Source organism: Kitasatospora sp. NPDC023120 (genome assembly GCF_055560835.1).
The window spans coordinates 1-1,880 of sequence record NZ_JBVHHY010000106.1 but is presented as its reverse complement, the minus strand read 5'-3'; the positions used below and the strand labels follow the sequence as shown (position 1 = coordinate 1,880).

2 protein-coding genes are annotated in these 1,880 nt (G+C 71.2%); both read right to left on the bottom strand.

The genetic code is table 11. The features are described from left to right. Window positions 1-1,315: condensation domain-containing protein (locus ACZ3TI_RS40920; protein ID WP_465735672.1), on the bottom strand; the 1,315-nt coding region annotated here is incomplete at its 3' end. Next, the coding region (locus ACZ3TI_RS40915; RefSeq protein ID WP_465735670.1) for a phosphopantetheine-binding protein at window positions 1,315-1,880 on the bottom strand (566 nt) is incomplete at its 5' end. The genes ACZ3TI_RS40920 and ACZ3TI_RS40915, both read right to left, overlap by 1 nt.

The following is a 1,880-nucleotide window of genomic DNA, read 5'->3' as shown; positions in this document are numbered from 1 at the left end:
CGCTCAGGCGGGTCTCCGGGTCGAGCAGCACCGTCTCCAGCACCCGCACCCAGCGCGCGGCGATCCGTTCCACCGACGACTGGTCGAACAGGTCCACCGAACCGGTCAGCGCCCCGCGCAGCCCAGCCGGCCGTCCCTCGGCGTCGAACATCTCGCCGGCCGTCACGTCCAGGTCGAAGACGGACCTCGACGCCCCTGACGAGAACGACTCGGCCTGCACACCCGCCAGGTCCATTGCCGATCGCGCGGTGTTCTGGACCGCGAGCATCACCTGGAAGAGCGGGTTGCGCGCCATCGAGCGGGCCGGGGCGAGCACCTCGACCAGCCGCTCGAACGGCACGTCCTGGTGCCCGAAGGCCCCGAGACCCGTCTTGCGCACCCGCCCCAGGAACTCGCGGAACGACGGGTCGCCGGACAGGTCTGTCCGCATGACAAGGGTGTTGACGAAGAACCCGACCAGGTCGTTCAGCGCCTCGTCGGTGCGCCCGGCCACCGCCACGCCGATCGGGATGTCGAGCCCTGCGCCCAGGCGGGACAGCAGCACCGCCAACGCGCCCTGGAGCACCATGAACGGCGTCACGCCCTCGGACCGTGCCAGCTCCGCCAACCGCGCGTGCACCTCGGCCGAAACCTCGAAGGAGACGGTGTGCCCCTGGTTGCTCGCGATAGCGGGGCGCGGCCGGTCGAACGGCAGCTCCAGCTCCTCCGGCGCACCGGCCAACGCCTCACGCCAGTAAGCGACCTGGCGGGAGATCACACTGTCCGGCTCCTCATCGGAGCCCAGCAGCTCCCGCTGCCACAGCGCGTAGTCCGCATACTGCACCGGCAGCGGCTCCCACTCGGGCGCCCGGCCCTCCCGGCGAGCCGCGTAGGCGACCGAGAGGTCCCGGCCGAGCGGCCGCCGCGACCAACCGTCACACGCGATGTGGTGAATGGCCAGCGTCAACACGTGCTCGTCCGGACCAGCCGAGAACAGCGTCGCCCGGATCGGGACGTCGACGGACAGGTCGAAGGGGTACCCGCCGGCCGCGGTGACCGCGGCCGCCAGCTCCTCCTCGGTGACCTCGGCCAGCTGCAGCTCCCAGTCGAGCTCGTCCAGCTTCACGATCCGCTGGTACGGCTCACCGTCGACCACGGTGAACACCGTCCGCAGCACCTCGTGCCGCCCGAGCACGTCCCGCAGGGCCGCCGCCAGGGCGTCCCGGTCCACCTGCCCCGAGAGCCGCACGGCGATCGGGCTGTTGTAGTGCGCTCCCGGCCCCTCGAACTGGCCGATGAACCACAACCGCCGCTGTGCGAAGGACAACGGGTACATCAGGACTCCTCGTTGTTGCGCATCGGCCTCAGGGCGGGCCTGGCCGGCTTCTGAGTGGCAATGCGGGTCACCAGTCCGGCGACCGTGGGCGCCTCGAACACATCCGCGATCCCCACCTCGGCACCGAGGAGTGTGCGGATCCGACTCACGAGCTGGGTAGCCAGCAGCGAGTGCCCGCCCAGATCGAAGAAGTCGTCGTCGACACCCACGCTCTCCAGGCCCAGCACCTGGGCGAACGCCTCGCAGAGGAGCTCTTCCTCGGGGGTGGCCGGTGCCCGGCCCGCACCCGCCGTGTACTCCGGGGCGGGCAGCGCGCGGCGGTCGACCTTGCCGTTGACCGTCAGCGGCAGCGCATCCAGCACCACCACCGCCGACGGAACCATGTACTCCGGCAACCGCTGCCCGGCAAAGGCCTTCACCAGCTCCGGCAGCCCGGCCGTGTCCGCATCCTCGGCCGGCACCACGTATGTCACCAGGCGCACATCACCGGGGCTGTCCTCACGAGCGATCACCGCGACCTGCGCGACCCGCGCATGCCCGGCGATCACGGCCTGCACCTCGCCCG